A 19,414-nucleotide genomic window follows, 5' to 3' on the forward strand; every position below is an offset into this window, starting at 1 on the left:
TTGAAGCCCGCTACGCCAGGTTCGACGTCCTGAACACCGTCAGTGCCGTCTCGCGGTCGAGGCGTTCCGCGAGGTCGTGCAGGGCCGTTGTGCCGCAGAGGAGGGTGCCGGAGGCATCCGAGATGTGGGCGGCCTCGGCCAGGCGGTACCAGAGGTCGGGGTTGCGGAGCAGCACGTCGGGGTCGATCTCGACCCGCGCGCCGAAGGTGTCGCGCAGGACCAGTTGCTGCGAGACGCCGCCCAGCGGGCGCACCGCGACCAGCCGATCGGTGCGGACCCGACGGGTGCGCAGCAGACGACGGGAGGCCAGCCAGTCCTCGCCGGCCGAGACGCGGGCGGGGAAGAGCACGAGCAGGAGAAGCACGGCGATCGTGAGCCACAGGGCCGAGCGCCACCAGGTGAGGGTCCCGGCCATCCCGTCGACGAGCAGGAGCATGCCGAGCAGCACGGCCGCGCAGCAGGTCGAGCTGTACAGGTCCGAGGTCCACCGGCGGTCGTACACCACGGAACCGGTGTCGCGCGGGTGCGGGGCCATCACCTCGGGGCGGGTGTCGTCGCGGTGCTCCATGAGCCCGAAGGTAGAGAACGGAGGGGCAGACGGGAGACGCCCGGGCCGTTCGTTGATGGGACCCTGACGGCACGGCGCCACGTCTTGACGCACAGACAGCGCAGGGCCGCCCGCCGGCCGCTCGTCACAGGCCCCGGGTGTCCATGCGCAGGTGCCATGCGTTGCGCCGGTGGACCGACATCAGGTCGGACTCCAGCGGCGACGGCGGTACCGCCAGGACCAGGCAGACAGCGTGCGTGAGGCAGTGCCGTGAGACGCGACGCGAGATGGCGCCCCGCAGTCCGCGCCGGCCCGCGCCCACGACCAGGAAGTCGTCCTCGCGGTCCGCGATCGCCACCAGTGCCCGGCCCGGGGCGCCGCGGACGACGACGGCATGCATCGGAACACCCGGACCGCCCTCGCCGAAGATCTCGTCGAGCACATGGGCCAGCCGCTGCTTGGCCAGCCGCTGCCACTCCTCGATCGGCGGACCGGCGGCAGGCGAGCGGCGCGCGGCGGGATCACCGCCGGACGGCTCCCACGCCAGCACCGGCCATAGCTCGGCTCCCAGGCGCCGGGCCAGCGCCGTCGCCCTGCGCAGGGCGGTGACACTGCCCAGGGAGCCGCTCACGCCGACCACGACACGGGCGGCCGTCGAGGCGTCGTAACCGGACATGACTCCACCGTTCCTCACGGATGCCCGCGGGCGTCCCCTCGGATCGGCCCGCGTACAGGGCTTCCCTTCCATCCCACCCCCGCGAGCGCGATTCGACCAGCCGACGGGCCGCCTCCTGGCAGCTCGCTGACGACCTCGGTCCGGTACGGGGCCCGTTCCCCGTCAGCATCCCGTCAGCGTCGCCCCGTTCGGCGTCAGCATCGCGTCATGAGGATCGGGGCACCGACCCGCACGGGCATAGCGTCGAGGCAGCCTCGGTCCGCCTCCCCGCGTCCGGGGCACTCAAGGCCGGCAAGCTCCTGTCAGGAGGCAAGTCATGCCCGAACCCGTCTGCGGTGACGACCCGGAGCCTTACGAACGCAACCCGGCCGGACCTCTGTTCGTCCCTGTCCGGCCGGGACCCAACGGGTGCGCGGCCCGTCTCTTCCGCACCCCCTCGTCGACCGTACGGCCGTGGCCTTCACCTCCGCCGGCCGCCCGGCCGAAACGCTCGGCCCGGATCAGCGGTGGATCCGGCTCGCCGAGCCCGCGTTGCGCGCGTTGACCGCACCGCTCGGTGTCACCACGGTCACCATCGACCCCACGGCCACGGCCCCGGCCGCCGCGCCCGCCGCGCATCCGGTCCCGCTGCCGGCCTTCCGCATCGCTGAAGGGAGCACCCGGTGACCCTCCTGCACCGGTTCACCCTTGCGGTTGTGGTCCTCGCCGAGGCCGAACTCCCGCTCGGAGTACGCCCCGGCAGCTGACGTCACACATCCCCGCACCGGACTCCCGGGCGGGCCGGTCTTCCCTCCCTCGCCGACCGGCCCGCCCGGGCTTTGCTGTCGTTCCGCTTCCAGCTCTACCTCGACCAGGCCTATGCGCCGGCCGTCGGCCAGGAGGTCAACGACAGCGTGGCCGCCCTCATCGCCGGCTCCAAGTCGCCCGAGCAGGTCGCGCAGTCCATCACCAGGACCGCCAGGGAAGAGCAGTAGCCGGCGATGACCTCCACCTTCCTCCCCGGCAGGCAGAGCGGCCCGGCCGCCGACCGTCCGCCACCGGCCGTCCGCGCGGCGCGGGGGCCGTCGCGGCGGCGCACCCGGCACTGGCTCACCGCCGTCGGCCTCCAGCTGCCCGCGCTGGCCCTGTTCGGCGTACTGGTCCTGCTGCCGATCCTGTTCGCGCTGTACGCGTCCTTCTTCCGCTGGGGCGGCTTCGGCATACCGTCCGACTACACCGGCACCGACAATTTCACGCGGCTCCTCCAGGACCCCCTCTTCCTCGGCGACCTGGGGCGCTGCCTGCTCCTGGTCGTGCTGTCGCTCGCTCTGCAGCTGCCGTTCGCGCTGGCCATGGCCGTGCTGCTCAACCAGAGGATGCGCGGCCGTGCGGTGTACCGGATGCTGTTCTTCGCGCCGTACGTGCTCTCGGAGGCCATCACCGGCGTGCTGTTCGGCATGATCTTCGCCCCGCAGGACGGCCTCGCCGACCACGTCCTGGGCGGCATCGGTCTCGACGGGCTCGGCGGGGAGTGGTTCGCCGGCACCTCCACCGTGATGGCCACCCTCTTCCTGGTCATGACCTGGAAGTACTTCGGCTTCCACATGATGCTCTACCTGGCCGGACTCCAGTCCGTCCCGGCCGAGTTGAGGGAGGCGGCGATCGTCGACGGCGCCGGACCCTGGCAGCGCTTCAGGCACATCACCCTGCCGTTGCTCGCGCCCCGCTGCGGATCAGCGTCTTCCTGTCCGTCATCGGGTCGATCCAGCTCTTCGACCTGGTGTGGGTGGTCACCGCGGGCGGCCCCGACCACCACTCGGAGACGATCGCCGTGACCCTGTTCCAGTACGGCGTCAAGCGCTATCAGGTCGGCTACGCCAGTGCCATCAGCGTGGTCATGTTCGCCATCAGCCTCGTCTTCGCCCTCGCCTACCAGCGGTTCGTGCTCCGCCGCGACCTCGAGGGCGCGACCACGAACATGAGAGGAGCGGGCGCATGAGCGGGCGCCGAAAGGGCCGTACTCTTCCGCTGCACGTGGTGCTGATCGCGGTCGGCGCGGTGATGGCCGTACCGCTGCTGTACGCGCTGCTCTCCGGCTTCAAGTCCACCGACCAGCTCTCCCGCAATCCGGTCGGACCGCCCCGGCCATGGGTGTTCGCCAACTACGGCGACATCCTGGGCTCGGGCTCCTTCTGGCGGCTGGTCGGCAACAGCACGCTCATGGCCGTCGGTACGACGGTCATCGTCGTCGCCGTCTCCGCCCTCGCCGCGTTCTCCTTCGCACGGTTCGCCTTCCGCGGCCGGGAGGCGTTGTTCACGCTGTTCACGATGGGGCTGATGTTCCCCTTCGCGGTGGCGGCCCTGCCGTTGTTCCCGCTGCTGCGCTCGATGCACCTGCTGGACAATCCGCTCGGCGTGATCCTGCCGCAGGCCGCCTTCGGCGTGCCGATGACGATCATCGTCCTGCGCGGCTTCTTCCGGCAGATCCCCGGCGAACTGGAGGAGGCGGCCACCCTCGACGGCTGCGGCCCGCTCGGCTTCTTCTGGCGGATCCTGCTGCCGATGGCGCGGCCCGCGCTCGGCACGGTCTCCGTGCTCGCCGTCGTCACCAGCTGGAACAACTTCTTCCTGCCGCTGCTGGTGTTCACCGACTCGACCTGGTGGACCATCCCGATCGGCGTGCAGCAGTTCCAGGGCCAGTACGCCACCGAGTACGCCCGCGTCTTCGCCTATCTCGTGCTCGCCATGGTCCCCGCCCTCGCCTTCTACTCGGTCGCCGAACGCCAGCTCGTCGGCGGCCTCACCGCCGGTGCGACCAAGGGCTGAGCCGCACCCGCACACCATCCGGGAGACGGGAGCCGCAGCTGAACCCCAAGCCGGCCTGCCCCGCGCCGCGGAAGGCGCTGCGGCAGCGCTCGGCTACGGGCAGTAGCCACCCCCGGACACGCGTCGGGGCCGGTGCGCACCACGGGCGTGCGGCCGGCCCCTTGGAGTCACCGGGCGGTGCGGCGGACCACCCGGGGTGCTGCTCAGGCGGCGGTCATCACCTTGTCCACACCGAGCGGTCGGTGCGGGGCGATGACACGGCCGTCGGGCAGCAGCTCACCCGTGTCCTCGAAGAGCAGGACGCCGTTGCACAGCAGGCTCCACCCCTGCTCCGGGTGGTGCGCCACGAGACGGGCGGACTCCCGGGCGGCGGACTCTGCTGGCGGGCACGGTGGCTGGTGCTGGCACATGGGTGGGATCTCTCGCTCTGTCGTGGTCATGTTCGTCCCCCGTGGTGATAGTCGGTCGGAACCCAGTGTTGCCCTCTGGGCGTCATTCCGCAGGGATTTGACGGCACCGCTTCTCACAGGTTCATGACGCGTCACCCGGGCGGACGGTTCATTTCAACTGCACTGTCCCTTTGGGTGGTTTCGGGGGGCCGGATAGGGCTAGTCCGGACGGTAGAGATCCTTTTCAGCTCGTAGGAGCGGGTAATTGCTCGTACGAGCGCATTCTATTCCTCCGGGCCTCCGTGGCCCTGGAAAAGCATCCGCATCACGGAAAACAGTCGTACCCCGCCGCCCTTCCGGGCAACGGGGTACGCGGGCGTCGGTCAGGCGGGCGAGCCGAGCAGCGGGACGGGAGTCGCCCGATGGGTCAGCACGGGAAGCAACTCGGAGACCCGGTGCGGTCGGTGGGCGGAGATGCCGGGCGGCGCCGGGGCCAGCGGGATCAGCAGATCGGAGGCGGCCGGATGGGCCTCGGCGCCGTCGGCGGTGACGTCGCCGTGCAGCCACAGGGTGAGCATGTACAGCCCGGGCACGGACAGCAGGCGCGGCTGGTACGGCTGCGGCAGCGCCTCGGCCTGCTGCAGGGCCCGCTCGGTGGAGACGATGTAGGGGCCCTCGAAGAAGTGCGAGAAGGCCCAGCCGTCCGCGGTCAGCATGGTGTCGGCCGCGGCCACCGCGCGGTCGCCGCAGCGGATCAGGAAGCGCCAGCCTGCCAGCCGTGTCGCGGACAGGCCCTGCGCGGTGATCCGGTCCAACACGTGTACGGGGAGGGGCAGTTCGGGTGTCGCGGGACCCTGTGCGGTGCGCAGGGCAGGGGTTCGTGCCTCACGGACCGCGGTGGGGGAACCGAGGGCCGTGAGGACGGAGCGCAGTGCGGGCGCAGGGGCAGGGGGCACGTGCAGCGGCATGGTGGGTCGCCTCTCGTTCGACAGGCGCGGTGGCGCGAGGAGGGTGGGGCGGACGGCGCTGTCTGCTCACGGGTGGCCTGAGAGGTGTGGGCCCGGATCGGTGAACGAGGGTGCGGCTGAGGCCTGCCGTCCGTCATCTCGGGGGCAGGAACACAACAGGAACCGGGACCGCGGGCACCAACCTTAGGCCTTGTTCGCAAAGTTTATACGACACGTGTTCAGATGATTTTCCGTCTACCGGTTTCCGGTCGGCCCGGCAAGGGGTTAATCGGTCGGCGATTCGCGTGAATCATCCCGATGTCTCGCCGGGACCGCACTGCTGACCTCGGAATACGACGCCACTGCGGTCGGCCGAATGTCGTCGGTGTTTTTCACGAGGCGATCGGGGCACCCGAAGGTGCGTGCTGCGGCATGCCGCGTGAATGTGCCGCGGGGAACATTCCGACAGAGTAGCGGGTGCCGGGACCGCATGGGACGTTATCGATCGCTTCGGCTGGGCATCATCCCACCTGACCCGGAACCCCGGCGGCCGGATCTTCGGCCCGCCCATCCGAGGAGGGACACTTCGATGGGGGAGAAGGTCGTGGCAGGGCAGTTCGACCTGTCCGATCGCCAGCGCTATCGCGAAAAGCTCCAAAAGTGTCTGGCGGGACTGGAGCGACTGCTGGTCGAGAAGCGGTTCGACCGCCCGAAGAACCTCATGGGGGTGGAGATCGAATTGAATCTTGCCGGTCCGGACGGCATGCCCAGAATGTTGAACGGGCAGGTACTGGAGCGGATCGCGAGCCGTGATTTCCAAACAGAACTCGCCATGTTCAATCTGGAAGTCAACATTGCTCCACACCGGCTGGGCGGCCGGGTATTCGACCGTCTCGCCGAGGAACTGCGCATCTCCCTGGCGTATGCCGACCGGAAGGCCGGTGAGGTGGACGCCGGAATCGTGATGATCGGCATTCTGCCCACGCTCGGACCCGACGACCTGGTCTCCGCGAATCTCTCCGACGCGGACCGCTACACCCTGCTCAACGACCAGATCGTGGCCGCCCGCGGCGAGGACTTCGTCGTCGACATCGAGGGCGTGGAACACCTGACCTGCACCTCGAAGTCCATCGTTCCCGAGGCCGCGTGCACCTCCGTACAGCTGCACCTCCAGGTCACCCCGGCCCGGTTCGCCGACGTGTGGAACGCGGCACAGGTGGCGTGCGCCGCGCAGATCGCCGTCGGCGCCAACTCGCCGTTCCTGTTCGGGCACGAGCTGTGGCGCGAGTCCCGGCCCCCGCTGTTCCTGCAGGCCACCGACACCCGACCGCCGGAACTCCAGGCCCAGGGGGTGCGGCCGCGCATCTGGTTCGGCGAACGCTGGATCTCCTCCGCGTACGACCTGTTCGAGGAGAACCTGCGCTTCTTCCCGCCCCTGCTGCCGATCTGCGACGAGGAGGATCCGCTGGCGGTCCTCGACGCCGGCGGCATACCCAGGCTCGCGGAGCTCGTCCTGCACAACGGCACGGTGTACCGCTGGAACCGGCCCGTCTACGACATCGCGGACGGCGTCCCGCACCTGCGCGTGGAGAACCGGGTGCTGCCGGCCGGACCGACCATCACCGACGTGATCGCCAACGCGGCCTTCTACTACGGCCTGGTGCGCGCCTTGGCCGAGGAGTCCCGCCCGGTGTGGACCCGGCTGCCCTTCGCGGCGGCCGAGGCCAACTTCGACGCGGCGTGCCGGTACGGCATCGACGCACGCTTCGTCTGGCCGCGGCGGGGACGCTACGGGGGCACCGGCGAGGTCGACGCGGTCACCCTCGTCCGCGACGAGCTGCTGCCGCTGGCCTCGGCGGGCCTGGACGCGTGGGGCGTGGAAGCCGCCGACCGGGACCTCTACCTGGGCGTCATCGAGGAGCGGTGCCGGCACCGGGCCAACGGGGCGTCCTGGCAGGCGGCCACCTTCCACCGCGCCCGGGAACTGGGCCTCGGCCGCGAGGCGGCACTCGCCGCGACGACGCGACGCTACGCCGAACTGATGCATGCGGGGGAGCCGGTCCACACCTGGCCTGTCGGGCTGCCTGAGCCGGCGCCGCTTGGCTGACGTCCGGTCGGGCCGGGGATCAGCCTGTCGAGGACCGGCGTCCGGTCGGGCGGAGGCTGTCGGGCCGGCGGCCCGGTCGAAGCGGGGCCGCGTAGCCGGAGCCGGTGTCGGGTCGCTGATGCCCGGGTGGAGCCGGGTGCCCGGGCGGGGGCCGCCGGTCTGGCGCCTGGTCGCGGCGCGTGCGGGGTTGCTGGGGGTGGTGGTCGATTGCCTGGCCCGGTGGCCCGGTGGCCCGGTGGCCCGGTGGCCCGGTGGCCCGGTGCCGCGGTGCCGCGGTGGCGCAGGGGAGTCGGGACTGGTGCTGTCGGGTCGGCGGTCCGGTCGAGGCCGGGTGGCGTGGCCGGGGCCGGTGTTTGGTCGGGGCTGCCCGGGTTGAAGGCGGGTGCGGGCGGTGCCGGGGCCGGTGACGCGCGGTCGAGGCTTGGGTCGGGTGGGTTCGCGTGCGGGCCGGCGGCCCTCGGTCGCGTGTCCTGCCGGCCCTCGCCCCGGGCCGCGGGGTTGATGAAGGGGGCCGAGGGGGCCCGAGTCGGCCTCCGGGGAGCCCGGTGCGTGGTCCTCGCCGGTGCTTCTGCGATCCTTGCGGGACGAAGGTGCACAGGGGGCTGGTGAGCCACCTGTCGATCGGAGCGCAGGTGGAGGCTGACCCGGTGGCCGATGCTCATCCGCGGGAGCGGTTCTCGCGGCGGATCTTCCGGGACGAGACGCTGCTCGTTCTCGGGCTCTCGCTCGGCGCGAGCGGGCTGTCCGCACTGATCAGCTTCGTCGGGTCGGTCACCAAACCAGGCGGTCTCAAGGACCAGGCGGCCACCCTCAACGCCTCGGCCGCGCCCGGCCGCCCCTGGCTGGACCTCGCCTGGCAGCTCTTCGGCATCGCCAGCGCGCTGGTCCCCGTCGCCCTGGTCGCCCACCTGCTGCTGCGTGAGGGCGAGAGCCTGCGGACACTGGGCTTCGACCGCACCCGGCCCTGGCCCGACCTCGGCCGGGGCGCGGGGGTCGCGGCCGTGATCGGCAGTACCGGCATCGCCTTCTACCTGGCCGCCCGCGGTCTCGGCTTCAACCTCACCGTGGTGCCGGAGGCACTGCCCGACGTGTGGTGGAAGTACCCCGTGCTGGTGCTGTCCGCGCTGCAGAACGCGATCCTCGAAGAGGTCATCGTCGTCGGCTATCTGCTGCGCAGGCTGGGGCAGTTGGGCTGGACCCCGGGGACCGCACTGGTGGCCAGTGCGGTCCTGCGCGGCTCGTACCACCTTTACCAGGGCATCGGCGGCTTCATCGGCAACATGGTCATGGGCGTGGTCTTCGTCTGGCTCTACCGCCGCTGGGGCCGGGTCGGCCCGCTGGTCGTCGCGCACTCCCTGCTCGACATCGGCGCCTTCGTCGGCTACGCCCTGCTCGCGGGCAAGGTGGGCTGGCTGCCGACGGCCTGAGCACCAGCACCCCGCTCAGGCCAGCAGCTCGCCCTCGATGACCGTGACCGCACGGCCGGTGAGCAGCGTGCGATCACCGCGCAGCCCGGTGCGGACCAGCCCGGTGCGGCGGGAGGCCTGCAGACCGGTGAGGTCCTCCCGGCCCAGACGCGCCGACCAGTGCGGGGCGAGCGCGGTGTGGGCGCTGCCGGTGACCGGGTCCTCGTCGATACCGACGTTCGGGAAGAAGCAGCGGGAGACGAAGTCGTGGCCGAGGGACGGATCCTCGGCCAGGGCGGTGGCGATGATGCCGCGCGCGGAGTGGACCCCGAGGGCCTTGTGGTCGGGAGTGAGCCCGAGGACCGTCCGCTCGTCGGCCAGTTCCACCAGCAGATCGCCGACGTCGGGGCCGGTGTCGTAGGCGACGACCGGTTCGGCGCCCAGCGCCTTGCCGATCCCGGCCGGGACCTCGACCGGGGTGAGCGGGGCGGTCGGGAAGTCCAGGGTGATCGAGCCGTCCGCACCGGGCGTGGCGGCGAGCACACCGCTTCGGGTGGCGAACCGCACCGGCCCCTCGTGGGCGCCGGTGGTGTACAGGACATGGGCGGTGGCGAGGGTGGCGTGCCCGCACATCGCGACCTCGGCGACGGGCGTGAACCAGCGCAGCGCCCAGTCGGCCTCGCCGCCCTCGGGCAGCCGGTGCGCGAACGCCGTCTCGGCGTGGTTGACCTCCAGGGCGACGTTCTGGAGCCAGTCGTCGTCCGGGAAGACGTCGTCCAGGAGCAGGACCCCGGCCGGGTTGCCGGCGAAGGGGCGGTCGGTGAAGGCGTCGACGATTCGGATGCGCATGGCCCAGACGCTAGAGCCGCGGGGCGAACGGCGGCCAAGGCCAATTCACGACCCCTGGACCGATTTCGCCGTCCGCCGCGGCGGCGGTCGCAGACACGAGGACGAACCGGTCGTACCAGCAGCTCGCCCGCACGCGGACAGGCAACACGCCTCCCGGGTCGGCCCCGAAGTCTCAGCTGATCAGGTCCGGTACGTGCGGATGCCGCCCGGAATCCCGATCAGCCTGGTCCGCTCGACATCGACGCAGATTGCCCAGGCTGTCAGCCTCGCGCTGCGATCGAAACGGCCGAGTCCGATGATGCCTTCAAGAACCGGTGTGCCAACGCGGCGCGCACTCTTGCGGTGTGCCTCGGCCACTTCATCGACCGCATCGCGTTCGATGCCTTCGCCATGGACGACTCGCCGGAGATCACTCTCCGCGAGGGCCCGCACAAGCCCGACGTCCTGATCTCACCGGCCGACGTGCACTACGTCTCGGTTGCGACGGGCGCCGATGACCGTCCCATCGGCAATGAGCGATGACGAGGCCGTTGCGGTCCAGACCGCCTGAGACGTCGGGCCGATCGGACCAGATCGTCCGAGACCAGGGTCAGATCGGTGGAGACGGGACGCCTCATCTCCCGAAGGGGCTTGTCAATGAACTCGCTACCGATATATCGTTGAGGTATCGCGTAAGGAACGCGATCGATACGTGACAGATCAACGATGGATGGAGTGATTGCGATGCGCAGCCACGGATTCGAGCGTGGACATCGTCAGGACGGCCCGGGCCGGCACGGCTGGGCCGGGTTCGGTGGATACGAGGGGCGCCGGGGTGCCTTCGGGCCCTTCGGGCCGGGCGGACCCGGGTTCGGCCCCGGCGGCCCCGGATTCGGACCGGGGCCCTGGGGGCCGCGAGGACGCGGGGGTCCGAGGGGAAGGGCGCGGCGCGGTGATGTGCGTGCCTCGATCCTGGCCCTGCTCAAGGACCGGCCCATGCACGGCTACGAGATGATCCAGGAGATCGCCGAGCGCAGCGGCGGTGCGTGGAAGCCCAGCCCCGGCTCGGTCTACCCCACCCTCCAGCTGCTGGAGGACGAGGGCCTGATCGTCAGCGAGAGCGAGGGCGGCAAGAAGCTGTTCTCCCTGACCGAGAGCGGCCGCAGCGCCGCCGAGGAGGGCTCGGACGCCCCCTGGGAGGAAGCCACGCGGGGGGTCGACTGGGAGGCTCTCACGGAGATCCGGCAGGCCGGCTTCGGTCTGATGCAGGCCTTCGGGCAGGTCTGGAACACCGGCACGAAGGAACAGCGCGACAAGGCGCTGACCGTCATCAACGACGCCCGCAAGAAGCTGTACCTCATCCTCGCCGACGAGGACTGAGCGGCGAGTGTCGACGTCGTACGGGGACCGAGGCGCCCCGCGGAATCTCCGCGGGGCGCCTTCCCGTGTCCGAGTCCGGGCGTCAGGCCACCAGTCCGCCCAGCTTGCGCAGCGACTCATGGAGAGCGGCTGTCGCCGAGTCCTTGAGCTTGCCCGCCATGAGTGACACCGCGGCGCCGGTGAACTCGCCGTCGATGCGGACCGTCGTGGCGTCACCGTCGGGGGTGAGTGTGTAGCGGGTGGCGACGGTCACCGCCATCGGCCCCTTGCCGCGAATGGCGAACACCCGGGCCGGTTCCAGCTCCTCGATGGTCCAGTCGACCTCCGCCGGGAAGCCCATCAGTTTCATGTTCTCCTGGAACGTCCCGCCCACCGCCAAGGTCTCGGGGCCGCCCTTGGGGAAGCTGGTGTGGGTCGCGTTCCACTCGCCGTACGACGACCAGTCCGTGAGCTGGGTCCACACCTTCTCGGCCGGTGCCTGGATGCGTGACTCCGCGCTGACTTCGGCCATGCGACCACCCCTTCGTTTCGGGCTACGGTGTCGCGGAACGTAGCCGCAGGGCCTCGAACATTCAATACTGATGAACCGTCAGGAATTGTGGTTTTCGGGTGGGTGCTCGGGGCCCACCGCGCCACCTCGGCCCACCCGTCGAATCACCGCCGTGTCGAACAGGTCCCACGCGCGCGGGAGGGCGCTCTCCTCGTGGCAGTGCCAGGCCTCCCAGAACAGGTCGGCGAGCAGCGCGTCCTCGGGGGCGTACACCCGGTACACGTACTGCTTGCCGTCGATGGCCGGCAGGGCCACCGTCCAGCACTCGCACCCGTCCTCCATGACCGTGTTGGACGTGCGCGGGTGCGCGGTGGTTGCGTTCGGGGCGTGTGGCAGGACTCCGCGCGCCTTTTGGCCGAGAACGGCCTGATCTCCTCCGTAAGGATGAGATCCCGGCCGGTGATGTCCACTCTCTGCGGGACGTGAAGATGGTTCCCCTCGCTGATGACCCGGAGCCCTGGGGCTGATGGGGTGGAGGACGTGCAACACCGTAAAGCCCGCGAGCCCGCCCATGACCTCAGCGGTCCGCCCACGGACGACGATGCCGGGCTCAGTGCCGAGCTGGCAGCGGTGGTGGCCGGTGCCCGCCGCCGGGCCGTGCGGGACGGTGACCGGCAGATCGACACCGCCCATCTGCTCCACTCGCTGCTCGAGTCAGATCCGGAGGTCCGCTCCGCCGTCGGCGACGCCCCGCACCTCGCCCGGCTGCTCGGCTACCTCGTGCAGCGCAGCATCGGCTACGGGCTGCGCTGGCAGAGCACCGTGGAGGATTCCGGCGCGATCGCCGTCGTACCGGACCCCGCCCTGTACGGCGGTGAGCCCAAGGACGCCGGAGCGTGGTCGCCCACCGCGGCCGCCGCCATGGAGGACGCCCGCCGGCGCGCCCGGCAGCGCGGCGAGAACCGGGCGAGCGGCACCGATCTGCTCGCGGCGCTCGTCGTGGACCCGCAGTCCCGGGCCGTCGAGGTCCTCGAACGCGCCGGCATCCCCACCCGCGACCTGCGCGACCGGACCGAGGCCGGTGCGGGGGAGTACGCCGGTGACGGCGGGGCGGCCTGCTGAACCAGGGCGCCGGACCCGCCCGACCGAGTATCTGCCCGCCCCTGGGAAGTCCATGCCCTGCGGAATGCCCTGAGGCGTCCATGCCCTGAGCAGGAGTCCATCCCCTGAGACAGGTGTCAACGGGGGTGACGCTCATGTCATCGCCTGTCATCATGTGCCGGTGCATACGTCTGAGAGCAGTCAGGGCAACCGCGGCAAGGGCGTCGGGCTCGGTCTCGCGCTCGCTTCGGCGCTGGCCTTCGGTGGGTCCGGAGTCGCGGCCAAGCCGCTGATCGAGGCGGGACTCGACCCGCTCCACGTCGTGTGGCTGCGGGTGGCGGGTGCTGCCCTGGTGATGCTGCCGCTCGCCGTGCGGCACCGCGCCCTGGTGCGCCGCCGCCCCGCGCTGCTCACCGGATTCGGACTGCTCGCCGTAGCCGGTGTCCAGGCCTGCTACTTCGCCGCGCTCTCCCGTATCCCGGTCGGTGTGGCGCTGCTCGTCGAGTACCTGGCCCCGGCCCTCGTGCTCGGCTGGGTGCGCTTCGTGCAGCGGCGGCCCGTCTCGCGCGCCGCAGCGCTCGGCGTGGTGCTCGCGGCCGGCGGCCTCGCCTGTGTGGTCGAGGTGTGGTCGGGGCTGAGCTTCGACGCGCTCGGCCTGCTGCTCGCGCTCGGCGCCGCCTGCTGCCAGGTCGGCTATTTCGTCCTGTCCGACCAGGGCAGCGAGGCGGGTGACCAGGCGCCCGACCCGCTCGGTGTCATCGCCTACGGCCTGCTCGTCGGCGCCGCCGTGCTGACCGTCGTGGCCCGCCCCTGGAGCATGGACTGGTCGGTGCTGGCCGGATCCGCGGACATGAACGGCACCGCCGTCCCGGCCGTCGCCCTGCTCGCCTGGATCGTCCTGGTCGCCACGGTCGTCGCGTACATCACCGGAGTGGTGTCCGTGCGGCGGCTGTCCCCGCAGGTCGCGGGTGTCGTCGCCTGCCTGGAGGCGGTCATCGCGACCGTGCTGGCCTGGGTGCTGCTCGGTGAGCACCTGTCGGCGCCGCAGGTCCTCGGCGGCGCCGTCGTCCTGATCGGCGCGTTCATCGCCCAGTCCTCGACGCCCGCCAAGGGTTCCGCCGAGCCGGTGGCCACCGGCGGCGCGGAAAGGGAGTTGTCCGCCAGGGGAACGGCCGCCTGAGGTGCCGATCATGGCGTTGAACCCACTCGTCCTGCCGCCCCCGGCCGCCTGAGGCGGGCCTCCGGGAGGCGAACGCTGCTGATCGGCACCCCGTGCTGACGTTCGGCGCGGTCGGGGGTGCGGTCGCGGTCGCGGCCCGGCGTCGTGCGGGGCCCGCGATCGCCGGGAGCGGCTTCCCGTGCGGAGGCCCCGCCCCCTACGTCACAGCGCCGCCAGGTAGTCCGGGACCTCGATGCCGGGCTCCAGGTCGGAGTTGGCGACGGGGGCGTCGTAGCCCTTGCGGAGCGGGACGACTCCGGCCCAGTGCGACAGGGCGAGGTCCTCGGGCTCGTCGTTCGCGCCGCCGGTGCGGATCTTGGCGGAGACCTCGTCGAGGTCGAGGCGGATGACCGCGGTGGCGGCCAGCTCCTTCTTGTTCGCGGGCCGGGAGTCGGCGGACCGGCCCGACACGACCTGGTCCACCAGCGCGTCCAGGGCCGTGCGCCGCTCCTCGGGGTCGGTGACCTCGTGCGCGATGCCGTGCACCACCACGGAGCGGTAGTTGATCGAGTGGTGGAAGGCGGAGCGGGCCAGTACCAGCCCGTCGACATGGGTGACCGTCAGACACACCGCGAGGCCCGGGTCCGTCTCACCGGTCATCCGCAGCGGCCGCGAACCCGTGGACCCGTGCACATAGAGCCGCTCGCCGACCCGGCCGTACAGCGTCGGCAGCACCACCGGGGCACCGTCGCGGACGAATCCCAGGTGGCAGACGTAACCCTCGTCGAGTATCGCGTGCACCACGTCCTTGTCGTACGACGCCTTCTGCGCGCCGCGTGTGGGCATGGTGCGGTCGGTCGAGGCGTAGGCGGCGGACTGCGGCGGAGTTTCCCGGGTCCCCTGCATGGCGATCTCCATTGCACTAGTGCATAATTTATTTTGTGCTAGGAGAGTATCGGATTCAGGGACACGGCGCAGCCGAGATCGCGGCCAGTGTCGAGCGCGCGGTCGGCGCCGGTGAGCTGGAGCCGGGCCAACCGCTCCCTCCCATGCGGGAGTTGGCGGCACGACTCGGGGTGAACCCGAACACGGTCGCGGCCGCCTATCGCACCCTGCGCGAGCGCGGGGTGATCGAGACCGCCGGGCGCCGGGGCAGCCGCGTCCGTGCCAAACCGGCCACGACGGGGCGCGAGCAGATCCGGGTGGACGTGCCGGAGGGCGTACGGGACGTGGCCGACGGCAGCCCGGACCCCGCGCTGCTGCCGCGCCTGGCGGAGGCGTTCGCCGCGGCCGCCGTGCAGAGCGATGGCGAACCCGTGCTGTACGGGCACGACCCCGTGGAGCCGGAGCTGGCGCGCCTCGCCCGCGCCGCACTGGACGCCGACGGAGTGCCGGACGGTCCCGTCGCCCTGGCCTCGGGTTCCCTGGACGCCGTCGAGCGGGTCCTCATGGCGCACCTCAAGCCGGGCGACCGGGTGGCGGTGGAGGACCCCGGCTGGGGCAGCCTGCTGGACCTGGTCCCGGCGCTCGGGTTGCGCACCCTGCCCGTCGGTCTCGACGACGAAGGGCCACGCCCCGACGACGTCCGCCGTGCGCTGGAGTCCGGGGCGCGTGCCCTGATCGTCACGGACCGGGCGCAGAACCCGACCGGTGCCGCGCTGACCGCCCCCCGCGCGCGTGCGCTGCGGTCGGTGCTCAGGGAGTACCCCGAGACGCTGCTGATCGAGGACGACCACGGCCACGGCATCGTCGATGTGCCGCTGCACCCGCTCGCCGGGGGCGCCCACCACTGGGCCTTCGTGCGCTCCGTCGCCAAGGCCTGGGGCCCCGACCTGCGACTGGCGGTGTTCACCGGGGACACCGTCACCCTCGACCGGGTGCGTGGACGCCAGCGCCTGGGTCCCGGCTGGGTCAGCCGGCTCCTCCAGCGGGCCGTGGTGCGGCTGTGGAGCGACGGCGCGGTGGACACGCGCGAGGTGGCGGCCTCGTACGGCGGCCGCCGGGACGCCTTGATCGAGGCGCTGTCCGAGCGAGGTGTCGCGGCCCACGGCCGCAGCGGCATGAACGTCTGGGTGCCGGTCCCCGACGAGACGGGCGCGGTGGCCCGCCTCCTGCACGCGGGGTGGGCGGTGTCTCCGGGAGCCCGCTTCCGCCTGAACGCTCCGCCAGGGATCCGCATCACGGTCTCGACGCTGGGCGCGGGGGAGGTCGACCCCTTGGCGGCCGCGGTTGCGGCAGCGGTGGGACCGGCGCCGGTCAGGACCTACGTATAGCCGGTCAGGACCTACGTATAGAGGGGGGCGACCGGCCCGCACCTGCACCCGCACCCGCGCATGCTCCGCGCAGCGCACCCCCCTAAGCGCCCCGCCGAATCTGAGTAAGTGCCGCCCCCGCAAGGACGATCACCGCCCCCACCGGCGTGGTCCACCGCAGCGACTCCCCGAGAATCGCCACCCCCGCCGCCGTGGCGATGACCGGAATGAAATACGTGACCATCTGCGCGGTGGTGGGCCCGACCTCGGCGACCAGCCCGTACTGAATGAGCACCGCCAGCCCGGTCCCCAGAGCCCCCAGCGCGGCGATCGCCAGCAGCGGGACGAACGAGAAGTGTGCCGGAACGCTGGTGAACAGTGGTGTCACAACGGCCAGTTGAGCCGTGGCCAACAGCAGCTGCGCCCCCGTCATCGACAGGTGCGAGTTCCCCGTCCCCGCCAGCGTCCGCCGCACATAGATCCAGCCGACCGGGTAGCTCAGCGAAGCCAGCAGGGCCATCGCCGTACCCGTGGCGTCCAGCCCATGGAATCCCTGCCATGCGCCCAGCACCGTCAGCACGCCGAGGAAGCCGAGACCGAGGCCGGCGACGCGAACCCGGGTCGGCCGGTCCTCGGAGAGGGCGACCAGCGAGAGGGCCATGCCCCACAGGGGCGAGGTGGCGTTGCAGATGCCGGCCAGCGTGGACGGAATGGTCAGCTCCGAGTAGGCGAACAGCGAGAACGGCAGGGCGTTCAGGAAGAACGCGGCGACCGCCATGTGGCCCCAGACGCGAGCGCCCTTCGGCAGCCGCTCCCGCTTCACCGCCATCGCCGCCACCAGTACCGCCGTGCCGAAGACCAGCCGGCCCAGGGTGACCTGGAAGGGTGCGTAGCCCTCCGTGCCCACCTTGATCAACAGAAAGCTGAAGCCCCAGATCAGCGAGAGGGCGCCGAAGCGCAGACGCCAGTCGAGGCGGGTGCGGGGGCGGGCCGGGGCGGGGGACCGGGTTTCGGATGCGGTGACCGTGCTCATGGCCTCAACGATGCCGGGGGCAACCTCGTAGCACAATCGAGATTTCCCACCCGATATCTCTTAGTATTGCTTACGTGTTGAATCTGGAACGCCTGCGCACCCTGGATGCCCTCGCCCGGCACGGCTCGGTCAGCGCCGCAGCCGAGGCGCTGCATGTCACCACATCGGCGGTCTCGCAGCAGCTGGGCAAGCTGGAGCGGGAGGTGAGCCAGCAACTGCTGGCCAAGAACGGGCGGGGCGTGCGGCTCACGGACGCCGGCCGGCTGCTGTCCGAGCATGCGGCCCGCATTCTCTCGCAGGTCGAACTGGCGCAGTCCGATCTGGAGGCGCACCGGGGCCAGGTCGTCGGCGAGCTGCGCCTCTCGGCGTTCCCCACCGCCGCCCGCGGCCTGTTCCCGACCGCGCTCGCCGCTCTGCGCGCCCAGCACCCGGGGCTGCGCGTGCGCTCCAGTGAACTGGAACCCGAGCAGGGCGTCGCCGGGGTCGTACGCGGCGACCTCGACCTCGCGGTCGTCCTCGACTGGTACAACAAGCCGATGCCCGTGCCGGACGGGCTGGTCAAGGCCCCGCTGCTGGACGACGCGGCCGACGTGGCCCTGCCCGTCGGGCACCGGCTCGCGGACCGGGACGAGGTGGATCTCGCCGAGTTCGCCGAGGACGAGTGGATCACCTGGGGCGAGGGCGAGTTCTGTCACGAGTGGCTGATGTTCACGCTGCGCTCGAAGGGCATCGAGCCGCTGGTCGGCCACCGCGCCGCCGAGACCCACACCCAACTCGGTCTGGTCGCCGCCGGGCTGGGCGTGTGCATCGCGCCGCTGCTGGGACGTCACCCGGTGCCGCCGGGTATCGTCATGATCCCGCTCAAGCAACGTGTGCGCCGGCACGTCTACGTCGTCTGGCGGGCGGACGCCGACCGCCGCCCCTCGATCCGTGCCGCGGTCGAGGCTCTACGGGGGTCGGCCCAGCAGCTCGGCTGAGTGCTGCGGCGGCTCACACCCCTCCGAGCTTGCGGAAGTCCCAGGACACGATCTTGTCCGGGGTCAGCCGGACCCAGGCGTGCCGGCCGTCGTGCGGCATCTCGTCCAGGCCGAAGTTCTTGCGTGCGAACAGCGTCTCCGCCGTGTCGAGCTCGGCGCACAGCTCCCCGGTCCGAGGCGCCTCGCCGACGAACTCCACCCGCCCGGACAGCTCGACCCCGCGCAACTGGTCGTACTCCTCGCCGGAGTCGACCACGACAGCCACCCGCGGATCGCGGCACAGCTGGGTCCAGCGCCTGCTGCGCACCACCGAGTACAGCCACAGCGAGGTACCGTCCCAGGCGAACCACAGCGCGCTCACGTGCGGCGCCCCGTTCGCCGAGACGGTCCCGACCCGGCAGGTGCGCTGGCTGGTGAGAAACTCGTCCAGCTCGCCGGGCGTCATCATGATCTTCCGGCCCCGGCGCTGCTGAGTGACGGTCATACGGCCCCCTCTTCTCTCACGTCGTGCCAGAGGAACTTCCGTGCTCTGTTGATCCTCTGACATCACGTCAGAAAAGGGAATGGGTCGTTTTCCCTTCGTCTTCCCCTTGCGCCCAGGGATGGTTACTCTCGCCGCCCCGCACCTCGGCGAACGGAGGAGTCATGCCGTCGTACGAAGAGCTCGGCGAACTGCTCGACCCCGCGAGCACCGTCCTGCTGACCGTGGAGTGCCAGCAGGGGGTGGTCGGTCCGGACAGTGCGCTGCCGGAACTCGCCCGCGAGGCCCGCACCTCCGGCGCCCTGCGCAACGTGGCCCGGCTGGTCGCCGCCGCGCACGAGACCGGGGTGCAGGTGATCCACGCCCTCGCCGAGCGTCGCCCGGACGGCCGCGGCGCGAGCCGCAACGCCCGCCTCTTCCGCGCCGCCGAACGGCTCCCCGTCCAGCAGCTGACCGGCACCACCGCGGTACGGGTCGCGCCCCCGATCGAGGTCGCCGAGGAGGACCTCGTCGTACGCCGGCTGCACGGCGTGTCCCCGATCCAGGGCACCGATGCCGACGCCCTGCTGCGCAACCTCGGCTGCCGCACCCTGATCGTGACCGGCGTCTCGGCCAATGTGGCGATTCCCAACACCGTGTTCGACGCCGTCAACCGCGGCTACACCGCCGTCGTCCCGGCCGACGCCATCGCCGGCGTGCCGGCCGACTACACGCCCGCGATGATCCGCAACACCCTCGCTCTGGTCGCCACCATCACGTCCACCGACGAGGTGCTCGACGGCTTCAAGCGGCCGCACCGGCGGACGTGACGACGGACGTGACGACAGACGTGACGA

General features: G+C 71.4%; 22 protein-coding genes and 2 pseudogenes. 13 read left to right on the forward strand and 11 right to left on the reverse strand.

The window, feature by feature from the left end; genetic code table 11:
• Nucleotides 1–10: 10 nt before the first annotated feature.
• Both ACIRU3_RS27485 and ACIRU3_RS27490 read right to left on the reverse strand, forming a co-directional pair.
• Nucleotides 11–568, reverse strand: a complete 558-nt coding sequence (locus ACIRU3_RS27485; RefSeq protein ID WP_404061341.1) for a hypothetical protein — start codon at nucleotides 566–568, stop codon at nucleotides 11–13.
• 124 nt (nucleotides 569–692) lie between these two features.
• Nucleotides 693–1,223, reverse strand: a complete 531-nt coding sequence (locus tag ACIRU3_RS27490) for a universal stress protein (RefSeq protein ID WP_404061344.1) — start codon at nucleotides 1,221–1,223, stop codon at nucleotides 693–695.
• 453 nt (nucleotides 1,224–1,676) lie between these two features.
• Here ACIRU3_RS27490 and ACIRU3_RS27495 point away from each other — a divergent pair, with 453 nt between their 5' ends.
• From ACIRU3_RS27495 to ACIRU3_RS27510, 4 genes and pseudogenes are all read left to right on the forward strand, one after another.
• Nucleotides 1,677–1,889 (forward strand): SAV_915 family protein, encoded by a 213-nt coding sequence (locus ACIRU3_RS27495; protein WP_404061347.1) that lies wholly within the window; start codon nucleotides 1,677–1,679, stop codon nucleotides 1,887–1,889.
• A 164-nt stretch (nucleotides 1,890–2,053) separates the two neighbouring features.
• Nucleotides 2,054–2,197: pseudogene (locus tag ACIRU3_RS27500) on the forward strand (ABC transporter substrate-binding protein); the annotation flags it as partial.
• Between the two features lie 6 nt (nucleotides 2,198–2,203).
• Nucleotides 2,204–3,201: pseudogene (locus ACIRU3_RS27505) on the forward strand (carbohydrate ABC transporter permease).
• On the forward strand, nucleotides 3,198–4,028 hold the full coding sequence (locus ACIRU3_RS27510) for a carbohydrate ABC transporter permease (protein WP_404061350.1): 831 nt from the start codon (nucleotides 3,198–3,200) through the stop codon (nucleotides 4,026–4,028). The pseudogene ACIRU3_RS27505 and the gene ACIRU3_RS27510 overlap by 4 nt, the downstream one beginning before the upstream one ends.
• 203 nt (nucleotides 4,029–4,231) lie before the next feature.
• Here ACIRU3_RS27510 and ACIRU3_RS27515 read toward each other — a convergent pair whose 3' ends face one another.
• The gene (locus tag ACIRU3_RS27515) at nucleotides 4,232–4,438 is read right to left on the reverse strand and encodes a DUF5999 family protein (RefSeq protein ID WP_404061777.1); all 207 of its coding nucleotides are present in this window, start codon (nucleotides 4,436–4,438) and stop codon (nucleotides 4,232–4,234) included.
• Nucleotides 4,439–4,800: 362 nt separating this feature from the next.
• A complete protein-coding gene (locus ACIRU3_RS27520) occupies nucleotides 4,801–5,385 on the reverse strand; it encodes a hypothetical protein (protein WP_404061353.1) in 585 nt (194 codons plus the stop codon).
• 568 nt (nucleotides 5,386–5,953) lie between these two features.
• Here ACIRU3_RS27520 and ACIRU3_RS27525 point away from each other — a divergent pair.
• Entirely contained in the window at nucleotides 5,954–7,471 is a 1,518-nt protein-coding gene (locus ACIRU3_RS27525) for a glutamate--cysteine ligase (protein WP_404061356.1), read from the forward strand.
• 632 nt (nucleotides 7,472–8,103) lie between these two features.
• Nucleotides 8,104–8,898: a CPBP family intramembrane glutamic endopeptidase gene (locus ACIRU3_RS27530; protein WP_404061780.1), complete on the forward strand. Its 795-nt coding sequence runs from the start codon at nucleotides 8,104–8,106 to the stop codon at nucleotides 8,896–8,898.
• Nucleotides 8,899–8,913: 15 nt separating this feature from the next.
• On the opposite strand, the gene ACIRU3_RS27535 is transcribed toward ACIRU3_RS27530, so the two are convergent.
• Both ACIRU3_RS27535 and ACIRU3_RS27540 read right to left on the reverse strand, forming a co-directional pair.
• Nucleotides 8,914–9,726 (reverse strand): PhzF family phenazine biosynthesis protein, encoded by an 813-nt coding sequence (locus tag ACIRU3_RS27535; protein ID WP_404061359.1) that lies wholly within the window; start codon nucleotides 9,724–9,726, stop codon nucleotides 8,914–8,916.
• A gap of 180 nt (nucleotides 9,727–9,906) precedes the next feature.
• Entirely contained in the window at nucleotides 9,907–10,083 is a 177-nt protein-coding gene (locus tag ACIRU3_RS27540; RefSeq protein WP_404061362.1) for a hypothetical protein, read from the reverse strand.
• Here ACIRU3_RS27540 and ACIRU3_RS27545 point away from each other — a divergent pair.
• Both ACIRU3_RS27545 and ACIRU3_RS27550 read left to right on the forward strand, forming a co-directional pair.
• Complete coding sequence (locus ACIRU3_RS27545; protein WP_404061364.1) at nucleotides 10,069–10,248, forward strand: hypothetical protein; 180 nt, start codon at nucleotides 10,069–10,071, stop codon at nucleotides 10,246–10,248. The genes ACIRU3_RS27540 and ACIRU3_RS27545 overlap by 15 nt on opposite strands.
• Before the next feature lie 201 nt (nucleotides 10,249–10,449).
• On the forward strand, nucleotides 10,450–11,085 hold the full coding sequence (locus ACIRU3_RS27550) for a PadR family transcriptional regulator (RefSeq protein WP_404061367.1): 636 nt from the start codon (nucleotides 10,450–10,452) through the stop codon (nucleotides 11,083–11,085).
• A gap of 82 nt (nucleotides 11,086–11,167) precedes the next feature.
• Here the strand turns inward: ACIRU3_RS27550 and ACIRU3_RS27555 are convergent, their stop codons facing one another.
• Together ACIRU3_RS27555 and ACIRU3_RS27560 are read right to left on the reverse strand one after the other, a co-directional pair.
• The gene (locus ACIRU3_RS27555; protein WP_404061369.1) at nucleotides 11,168–11,596 is read right to left on the reverse strand and encodes an SRPBCC family protein; all 429 of its coding nucleotides are present in this window, start codon (nucleotides 11,594–11,596) and stop codon (nucleotides 11,168–11,170) included.
• 78 nt (nucleotides 11,597–11,674) lie between these two features.
• A complete protein-coding gene (locus ACIRU3_RS27560) occupies nucleotides 11,675–11,917 on the reverse strand; it encodes a hypothetical protein (RefSeq protein ID WP_404061800.1) in 243 nt (80 codons plus the stop codon).
• 198 nt (nucleotides 11,918–12,115) lie between these two features.
• Between ACIRU3_RS27560 and ACIRU3_RS27565 the strand changes: the two genes are divergently transcribed.
• On the forward strand, nucleotides 12,116–12,697 hold the full coding sequence (locus ACIRU3_RS27565) for a Clp protease N-terminal domain-containing protein (protein ID WP_404061372.1): 582 nt from the start codon (nucleotides 12,116–12,118) through the stop codon (nucleotides 12,695–12,697).
• Between the two features lie 154 nt (nucleotides 12,698–12,851).
• On the forward strand, nucleotides 12,852–13,856 hold the full coding sequence (locus ACIRU3_RS27570) for an EamA family transporter (RefSeq protein ID WP_404061375.1): 1,005 nt from the start codon (nucleotides 12,852–12,854) through the stop codon (nucleotides 13,854–13,856).
• A gap of 201 nt (nucleotides 13,857–14,057) precedes the next feature.
• Here ACIRU3_RS27570 and ACIRU3_RS27575 read toward each other — a convergent pair whose 3' ends face one another.
• Complete coding sequence (locus ACIRU3_RS27575; RefSeq protein WP_404061783.1) at nucleotides 14,058–14,741, reverse strand: pyridoxamine 5'-phosphate oxidase family protein; 684 nt, start codon at nucleotides 14,739–14,741, stop codon at nucleotides 14,058–14,060.
• Between the two features lie 35 nt (nucleotides 14,742–14,776).
• Here ACIRU3_RS27575 and ACIRU3_RS27580 point away from each other — a divergent pair, with 35 nt between their 5' ends.
• Nucleotides 14,777–16,108: an aminotransferase class I/II-fold pyridoxal phosphate-dependent enzyme gene (locus ACIRU3_RS27580; RefSeq protein WP_404061378.1), complete on the forward strand. Its 1,332-nt coding sequence runs from the start codon at nucleotides 14,777–14,779 to the stop codon at nucleotides 16,106–16,108.
• A gap of 82 nt (nucleotides 16,109–16,190) precedes the next feature.
• Here ACIRU3_RS27580 and ACIRU3_RS27585 read toward each other — a convergent pair whose 3' ends face one another.
• Entirely contained in the window at nucleotides 16,191–17,120 is a 930-nt protein-coding gene (locus ACIRU3_RS27585; protein ID WP_404061381.1) for a DMT family transporter, read from the reverse strand.
• A gap of 74 nt (nucleotides 17,121–17,194) precedes the next feature.
• Here ACIRU3_RS27585 and ACIRU3_RS27590 point away from each other — a divergent pair, with 74 nt between their 5' ends.
• A complete protein-coding gene (locus ACIRU3_RS27590) occupies nucleotides 17,195–18,097 on the forward strand; it encodes a LysR family transcriptional regulator (protein WP_404061384.1) in 903 nt (300 codons plus the stop codon).
• A gap of 13 nt (nucleotides 18,098–18,110) precedes the next feature.
• On the opposite strand, the gene ACIRU3_RS27595 is transcribed toward ACIRU3_RS27590, so the two are convergent.
• Nucleotides 18,111–18,581: a pyridoxamine 5'-phosphate oxidase family protein gene (locus tag ACIRU3_RS27595; RefSeq protein ID WP_404061387.1), complete on the reverse strand. Its 471-nt coding sequence runs from the start codon at nucleotides 18,579–18,581 to the stop codon at nucleotides 18,111–18,113.
• Nucleotides 18,582–18,742: 161 nt separating this feature from the next.
• Here ACIRU3_RS27595 and ACIRU3_RS27600 point away from each other — a divergent pair, with 161 nt between their 5' ends.
• Complete coding sequence (locus ACIRU3_RS27600; protein WP_404061390.1) at nucleotides 18,743–19,387, forward strand: cysteine hydrolase; 645 nt, start codon at nucleotides 18,743–18,745, stop codon at nucleotides 19,385–19,387.
• The last annotated feature ends 27 nt before the right edge of the window (nucleotides 19,388–19,414 follow it).

It is taken from the genome of Streptomyces sp. NPDC101151 (assembly GCF_044768335.1).
In the GTDB taxonomy this organism is placed as follows: Bacteria; Actinomycetota; Actinomycetes; order Streptomycetales; family Streptomycetaceae; genus Streptomyces.

Coding starts and splice junctions, on each gene's coding strand:
- ACIRU3_RS27555 (WP_404061369.1), bottom strand. CDS start 11,596: ATGGCCGAAGTCAGCGCGGAGTCACGCATCCAGGCACCGGCCGAGAAG.
- ACIRU3_RS27550 (WP_404061367.1), top strand. CDS start 10,450: ATGCGCAGCCACGGATTCGAGCGTGGACATCGTCAGGACGGCCCGGGC.
- ACIRU3_RS27535 (WP_404061359.1), bottom strand. CDS start 9,726: ATGCGCATCCGAATCGTCGACGCCTTCACCGACCGCCCCTTCGCCGGC.
- ACIRU3_RS27595 (WP_404061387.1), bottom strand. CDS start 18,581: ATGACCGTCACTCAGCAGCGCCGGGGCCGGAAGATCATGATGACGCCC.
- ACIRU3_RS27585 (WP_404061381.1), bottom strand. CDS start 17,120: ATGAGCACGGTCACCGCATCCGAAACCCGGTCCCCCGCCCCGGCCCGC.
- ACIRU3_RS27515 (WP_404061777.1), bottom strand. CDS start 4,438: ATGTGCCAGCACCAGCCACCGTGCCCGCCAGCAGAGTCCGCCGCCCGG.
- ACIRU3_RS27510 (WP_404061350.1), top strand. CDS start 3,198: ATGAGCGGGCGCCGAAAGGGCCGTACTCTTCCGCTGCACGTGGTGCTG.
- ACIRU3_RS27575 (WP_404061783.1), bottom strand. CDS start 14,741: ATGCAGGGGACCCGGGAAACTCCGCCGCAGTCCGCCGCCTACGCCTCG.
- ACIRU3_RS27485 (WP_404061341.1), bottom strand. CDS start 568: ATGGAGCACCGCGACGACACCCGCCCCGAGGTGATGGCCCCGCACCCG.
- ACIRU3_RS27520 (WP_404061353.1), bottom strand. CDS start 5,385: ATGCCGCTGCACGTGCCCCCTGCCCCTGCGCCCGCACTGCGCTCCGTC.
- ACIRU3_RS27490 (WP_404061344.1), bottom strand. CDS start 1,223: ATGTCCGGTTACGACGCCTCGACGGCCGCCCGTGTCGTGGTCGGCGTG.
- ACIRU3_RS27560 (WP_404061800.1), bottom strand. CDS start 11,917: ATGGAGGACGGGTGCGAGTGCTGGACGGTGGCCCTGCCGGCCATCGAC.
- ACIRU3_RS27600 (WP_404061390.1), top strand. CDS start 18,743: ATGCCGTCGTACGAAGAGCTCGGCGAACTGCTCGACCCCGCGAGCACC.
- ACIRU3_RS27525 (WP_404061356.1), top strand. CDS start 5,954: ATGGGGGAGAAGGTCGTGGCAGGGCAGTTCGACCTGTCCGATCGCCAG.